The organism is Psychrobacter immobilis (assembly GCF_904846285.1).
GTDB classification, from domain to species: Bacteria; Pseudomonadota; Gammaproteobacteria; order Pseudomonadales; family Moraxellaceae; genus Psychrobacter; species Psychrobacter immobilis_D.
This window is the reverse complement of sequence record NZ_CAJHAD010000007.1, coordinates 122,931-130,499: the sequence shown is the minus strand read 5'-3', so window position 1 is coordinate 130,499 and position 7,569 is coordinate 122,931. Positions and strand designations below refer to the sequence as shown.

Sequence of the window (7,569 nt, the reverse complement as noted above, 5' to 3'; positions counted from 1 at the left end):
TGCTGAATAAGTCATAATCTTTTTACTTTTCGCTTATTTTAAAGCTACCGTACCACTTTTATAAAAGATCTACTATAGTTAGAATAGTTACCCAACACTGCTCCATATTTCCCTAAATATCCGCGTATCACTTCTTCGATCAAACCAATTGTTAATAACTTCATTTCTTCAGTATTTTCAATAACTATATCGTCAATTGAATCTTGAATTTTATCAATTTTTAATTGAAGGTTTTCTGGGACTTTGTCTTCACCAGAATATAGCTTCAGTATTTCTGTTGCCCGTCCTATAAAAATAAGTTTTTCCGCATCAGTATCCGTGATTCTGATTTCTTTTGGTAAAATATCTAGCTTATATTCGATAGATTCTAATTCTGTTTTAAGATTAGCTATTTGGTCAGTAACTTGCTTATCTACAGGAGTAACTTGTTTATTTGCCTCTTTAAGTTGATGAAGCTCATTTTCAAGACTCGTTATAATTTCAGAAAAATAAGCTGTTCTTACTTCAACTTTGCTCTTTAAATAACTTATTGGCTTTAAACTATCTTGAATAGTAGATAAGTTCTCCTTATGAGCATTGTATTGATTCTCAAGAGTTTTCAAATTTTGAATTCTACGTAAGATTAGGTTCTTCTCTTTTTCGAGTAGTTCACGCTCGGCTGTATCAATATTTTCTATAGCTTTTTTACTCTTAGTTATTCCTTCTAACTCACTAATAGCCTCTGCATCTTCATCAGAAGAAATCAGCGCCATTTTCCTAGCTTGTAATATAATCTCTCTAACTTCTTCAGTAGAGCGGTCTTGGCGCTGTTGATAACTAGATATTTTTCTTTTAATTACTGTGGTTTCTTTTTCTAACTTCTCCTTCTTTTCTTTAAGCAATATATTTTCTATACTTTCAATTCCAGTAGCTATATCGAATATTCGAGGTAAAGCTTCTTTGTATCTAGAGTTGTTTTGCTTATCAAAATAAATATCACGAGACTCAGTAATAATGTCTTGCGAAATAGTATTAAACATTAAAAAATATCTAAGAGATACTTTAGAGCCTTGTTGTAACTGTTTTCCACCATATGCAAGCGTAATATTAGAATCAATAGTGAATTCAGTCTCAATAATAGCTTTTAGCACTTTCTCAGTATTATTTGTTATAGGGATATCTTCTGGAACCTCTCCGATACTTGAAAAATAATACTCATTTGAAACTTTATTTGTATAATGCTTTCTTGCTAACGTATAGATTTTATTATTGATTTCAAACACCAATCCATACCATGCAATATTTTCATTAATAATACTATCAGAGATACCTTTCGAGCTTGCAAAAAAACAATAGTCAATAATATCTAAAATCGCTGTTTTACCAGTATTACTGTGTCCTGTAACTACATTAATCTTATCGGCTCGAAATTCAAGAGCTCTTTGCTTACCATTTCTTGACCATAATACCAACTTTAGAATATTAAATTTTTTCATAAATCAACTCTTAAGTTCAAATATAGCTTTGAGCTATTTTCCTGCATTAATTTAGCCATATTTTCTGACGCTCTACTTATCTTTTTTGCTCTTTTTCCCATTTTTGAGTCATATTCGAAAGGTACATTACAAATTAAGACTCCACTTTTAAAGCTTATGATTTTTGATTCTATGAGGTACTGTATAGCATGAATACTCTGTACACTTGTATCTTCATATCTATCATTGAAGTTTGAAAAACATTCTATTTTCAAAGCAATTAAGTATTCAATACTAGGGATTTGTGTATCCTTACGAGCAAGGTAGTCTGTTAAAGGCTTGTGTGTATAGAAGGGCATTATAAGCATAGCTTTAGCTAATGATAATTCGCCTAGCTTATGAATAGTAGAATGTAAGGCAATTGCTACTATACCGAAGTTATTATAGCTACCTAAATTCATTTTTTATATTTCTCCCAATCAAGAGTCCAACCAATTTCTGGAATATTGGATAGATAATAAAATTCTCCATTACTCATTTCAGTATCAAGCTCTTGACTATCAATGACCAATCTCTCTTTTCTTAACTCATCAATCATATCGAGACTTTTATCTTGAGTTAAACCTCTTCTTTTCTTACTTGTCAAAATGTTTTCCCATACGGCTTTAGTATTACTATGAAAGTCTTCATATTTATTATGAGTTATCTCACCATTCTCGAACCATTTGAAAATATTATCTTCTAGCTTTAACATATGTGTAGTTAATCGAGTTAACCGATCAATGTCATCAGATTCAAAGTCCTTAATATCTAATAATTGCTTTATAAATATCTGTTCTTTCATTTCTGAAATACTAGGTAGTTCTGAGATGAGAGGTCTAATTGGTAGCTTACTGGCTGAAATTTGAAAATATATCTTATATTTCGCATAAAATTCATCAAAACTGACTTCAAACTTTTTACCTAACTTGATAGTTATAAAGTTATCTTTTCTTATATCTGAATCTAGGTTTCTAAACACATCTTCAATATTTTTTTCATCAACCATTTTTCCTTTAAGCGCTTCATATATCATAGGAAGAATATCATTCTTACCTAATTCAAAATTTATCTTAAGAATAAATTTCTCTAGTACAGCTTGATCCATTGACAAGAGGTCGTTTATATAAGCAGTGATGGTTTCGGATTTTGTTCTTAATTTGATTGACTCTAGTTCGCTAATAAATCCATTTAAATTTATCGAGGACTGCTTAAAACTATTAATAAGGTTTATCACTTCATTTTTTTCGTTGTCTAGTTTATTACTAAAAAGTACAAATTCGGACTTCTTTAGAAATTCTAACTGTTCATTTTCATTATCGCGTCCATCATTTTTATCAACGATTACCTTAGACCAATTAGATAGAGTCTTCCATAAATCAGGGTCTCTTGTTCGAAGCTTAGTGTTTTCATGAATGGTATGTTTTACTTGATAGTATATTTGACAATTATTATCTAAATTGGTGGTATGCACATCGTCAAGAACTTCTAAACCAACGGATTCTCCAGGTTTCAGATACAAAAGCTTAAGTATGAAAAAATAATACTGAAAGTCGAAACCTAGAGCGGTCTTGTCAGCACTTGTAGATTCAGTGTGTGGTTTCTTCGACATATTAAAAGTCTATTTTTTAAGCAGTTTTCAGATATTCGGCTAAGTTTATAATGTTAGCTCATACTATCAGAAATAGCACAAATGTGAACTTGTTCAAAATTTTAATATGTAAGGAGTATAGCCGATACTACATAAGGCCTGATTGTATAAAAATGAAGCAGAGTATTACAAGCTATCAAGAATTTTATGCGACAATGAATGTCGTTATATTAAGCTCAAAACTTAGTCATCGCCTCGCTTGGCAGACAAAAGCAAAAGCGGGATTGGTTACTTAAGCAACCAATCCCGCAGAAAAAATTATTATAGAAACTCCTAACTAAAACCATCCCTACAAATTCGGATTCAACCACTTCTCAGCAGTTTTCATATCCCAACCTTTACGCTCAGCATAGCTCTCTAACTGATCGGTGCTGATTTTACCGACGTTGAAATACTCGCTTTCAGGATGCGAGTAATAGAAGCCGCTGACCGAAGACGCAGGCCACATCGCATAACTTTCAGTTAAGATAGTACCGATAGCATCGCCTGTACCAATCCACTCAAACAGTTTGCCTTTTTCCGTATGCTCAGGGCAAGCAGGGTAGCCGGGCGCTGGACGGATACCGACATATTTTTCTTTAATCATCTCATCATTGGTTAAGCTCTCTTCAGCCTGATAGCCCCAATATTCTTTACGAATCAGCTCATGCAAATGCTCAGCAAATGCTTCAGCTAGACGGTCAGACAAGGCTTGAGTCATGATGGCATTGTAGTCATCACCAGCCTCTTTATATTGTTCAGCGAGTGCCTCTGTGCCAACTATTGAGACCGTAAAACCACCTAAATAATCGGTATGTGTCTCTGATGGCGAGATAAAGTCCGCCAAGCTAAAGTTTGGCTTACCGCTGGCTTTATCGCTTTGTTGGCGCAGATGCTCAAATTGATATTCTGCTGTGCCGCCCTCAGTCGGAGCTTTGTTATAGACAGTGACCGTATCCGCGCCAGTGCGACGGGCTGGCATGAGTTTAAATACCCCTTTTGCGACGATTAATTTTTCATCAATCATCTTTTGCATCAACTCATTCGCATTATCAAATAAATCACGTGCCGCTTCGCCAACCACGTCATCTTGTAAGATTTTTGGATATTTACCCGCTAGACCCCAAGAGATAAAGAACGGTGTCCAGTCTATATAAGGTAGTAGGTTAGTAATGGGATAATCATCTAGTATTACCTGCCCAAGTTTATTTGGTACTGGCGGTACATAGTTGTCCCAATCATCTTTAAAACCAAGCTCTATCGAATCAGCATAAGAGATTTTGGCCGCTTTTGGCTGGCGTTTAGCGAGGCGCTCACGTACCTTGATGTACTCTTCGCGTGTCTCATCGATAAGACCTTGACGGTGCTCTTTGGACAGCAGCTTAGTGACTACGCCGACTGAGCGTGAAGCGTCCGACACATAAATGACGGCATCATTCTGGTATTGCGGCTCTACTTTAACTGCCGTATGGGCTTTAGAAGTCGTTGCGCCACCAATCATCAAAGGTAGGGTCATGCCGCGCTCTTGCATTTGCTTGGCGACATAGACCATCTCATCGAGGCTTGGGGTAATCAGACCTGATAGCCCGATGATATCGACTTCCTCTGCGATTGCCGTATCAAGGATTTTCTCACAAGGTACCATCACGCCCAAATCGACGATGTCGTAGCCATTACAGCCAAGTACCACGCCGACGATATTTTTGCCGATATCATGGACGTCACCTTTGACCGTTGCCATCAGGATTTTGCCCTTCTTTTCGCCTTCGACTTTTTCCGCTTCGATATACGGGTTTAGCCAAGCAACGGATTGCTTCATGACGCGCGCCGATTTCACAACCTGCGGTAAAAACATTTTACCGGCACCAAATAAATCACCGACGATATTCATACCGTCCATCAGTGGTCCTTCGATGACTTCAAGCGGACGCGGATATTTCTCCCACGCTTCTTTGGTATCCGCTTCGATAAAGGTGGTAATACCTTTCACTAAAGCATGGGCAATCCGCTCTTCTACCGTGCCTTCGCGCCATGACATATCGACGGTGCTGTCTTTTTTCTTCCCACCATCTTGATAGCTTTCAGCGATGGTCATCAGGCGTTCGGTGGCATCTTGACCACTCTCGCCTTGGTTGCGGTTGAGCATCACATCCTCGATGGCGTCGCGTGCTTCTTTTGGAATATCGTCATACAGTTCAAGCATGGCAGGGTTAACAATACCCATCGTTAAGCCATTTTGAATCGCATGATAAAGGAATACAGAGTTGATCGCTTCACGAATCGGGTTACCACGGAAACTAAACGACACGTTAGACACACCGCCCGATACCATCGCATTGGGTAGGTTTTCCGTAATCCATTTGGTCGCATTGATAAAGTCGGCGCCATAGTTATTATGCTCAGTGATACCAGTAGCAACCGCAAAAATATTCGGATCAAAGATAATATCTTCAGACGGGAAGCCTACTTCATCGACCAAGACATCATAGCTACGTTTGCAAATCTGAGTTTTACGCTCAAAGGTATCGGCTTGTCCATCTTCATCAAATGCCATGACGATAATAGCAGCACCATAGCGCATACATAATTTGGCACGCTCAACGAACTCGGCATGACCTTCTTTTAACGAGATAGAGTTGACGACACATTTACCTTGGGTACGTTTTAGCCCTTCTTCTATAATGTCCCATTTTGACGAGTCAAGCATTAAGGGTACACGGCTGATATCTGGCTCGCCTGAGACCAAGTTAACGAAGTGAATCATCGCTTGCTTGGAGTCAAGCATCCCTTCGTCCATGTTGATATCGACGATTTGCGCGCCGCCTTCCACTTGGTCACGGGCGACATCGAGTGCTTCGGTATAGGCTTCGGTTTTGATTAAACGTAAGAATTTCTTTGAACCCGTCACGTTGGTACGCTCACCGACGTTGACGAATAGACTGTCTTTATTGATAGTAAAAGGTTCAAGTCCTGATAGCCGGCAGGCAGGTGGGATATCAGGAATCACGCGTGGTGGATAATTGGCCACCATATTAGCGATTTGGCGAATGTGCTCAGGCGTTGTACCACAGCAGCCGCCGACGATATTTAAGATGCCTGCTTTAGCAAAGCCTTCTAGAAGTGCGGTGGTTTCTCTAGCACTTTCATCGTACTCACCAAACTCATTTGGCAAACCAGCATTTGGATGCGCGGACACATAAGTATTAGCAATATTAGATAATGTCTGGATATGCGGTCTAAGAGCGTCAGCACCTAATGCACAGTTAAAGCCAACGGATAGGGGTTTGGCATGGCGAATCGAGTTATAAAAGGCTTCAGCTGTTTGACCTGATAAGGTTCGACCTGACGCATCGGTAATCGTACCCGAAATCATAATCGGTAATTCAAAACCAATATCGTCAAAAACGCCCGTTACCGCAAAGATTGCTGCCTTGGCATTTAGCGTATCAAAGATGGTTTCGATTAACAGAATATCAACGCCGCCTTCTATTAATGCCAGCGTCGCTTCACGATAATTAAGCACCAGCTCATCAAAGGTAATATTACGAAAAGCGGGGTCATTAACATCAGGAGATAATGAGCAAGTACGCGATGTCGGTCCTATGACGCCTGCGACAAAGCGGGGCTTTTCTGGGGTCTTGGCGGTAAATTCATCAGCAGCTTCGCGAGCAATCTTAGCCGCCGTTTTATTCAGCTCAGGCACGAGGTACTGCATATCATAGTCTGCCATCGACAGCCGCGTACCGTTAAAACTATTGGTCTCAATGATATCCGCACCCGCTTCAAGATGGGCAATATGAATCTCTTTAATCATGTGCGGCTGTGATAATACGAGCAAATCGTTATTACCACGTACATCTTGCTCAATATCGGCAAAACGCTCACCGCGATAATCCGCTTCTTCCAGCTTATAATTCTGAATGTGCGTGCCCATCGCGCCATCTAACATCATAATCTGCGTCGCCATCTGCTCGGTGATACGAGCGCGCGCGGTGAGCTGCTGTGCTTTATAAGGAAACACGTCAGGTGGCGTCAAAATAAAGTCACTAACCGTGTTTGCTGCATTGGTTACATTGGCATTAGCTACATTGGTATGACTATGAGCATGAGAACAGGTCGGTGATGTGGTGGTGTTTTGAGTCATAGGAGCGCTGCTTATAGAGTCAAGATAATAAAAGGAAAGAGATAAAGTCGTTCAAGATTTTTAGGGTTAGCTTGGTAAGTTAGCTTACTCATAGAATAGGGCATGTAAAACAAGACGATTCATAAAAAGTTGGCTTAAAAATTCATCAGCAAATATGGATTATTCTAGCACGAAACAGCTATTACCCGCGGGATTGTGCTTATTCTGCTTTGGCAATATGACGGACAGCATAGCATTGAAAAATATTAATAATTTATTGCCATGACCGATCATCGTTGCACTAAATTAGTGTTGCATTAAAA

At 39.1% G+C, this 7,569-nt stretch carries 4 protein-coding genes; all 4 read right to left on the bottom strand.

The features are described from left to right. Positions 1-44: 44 nt before the first annotated feature. Complete coding sequence (locus tag JMX13_RS06435; RefSeq protein ID WP_201611153.1) at positions 45-1,475, bottom strand: hypothetical protein; 1,431 nt, start codon at positions 1,473-1,475, stop codon at positions 45-47. Further along, positions 1,472-1,915, bottom strand: a complete 444-nt coding sequence (locus JMX13_RS06430) for a three component ABC system middle component (protein ID WP_201611151.1) — start codon at positions 1,913-1,915, stop codon at positions 1,472-1,474. The genes JMX13_RS06435 and JMX13_RS06430 overlap by 4 nt, the downstream gene beginning before the upstream one ends. After that, positions 1,912-3,105, bottom strand: coding sequence for a hypothetical protein (locus JMX13_RS06425; protein ID WP_201611148.1), 1,194 nt, complete (start codon positions 3,103-3,105; stop codon positions 1,912-1,914). Before JMX13_RS06425 ends, JMX13_RS06430 begins: the two co-directional genes overlap by 4 nt. Positions 3,106-3,433: 328 nt before the next feature. Further along, positions 3,434-7,267 carry a methionine synthase gene (metH, locus tag JMX13_RS06420; RefSeq protein ID WP_201611146.1) on the bottom strand — a complete coding sequence of 1,278 codons (3,834 nt, stop codon included), beginning with the start codon at positions 7,265-7,267 and terminating at the stop codon, positions 3,434-3,436. Positions 7,268-7,569 lie beyond the last annotated feature (302 nt).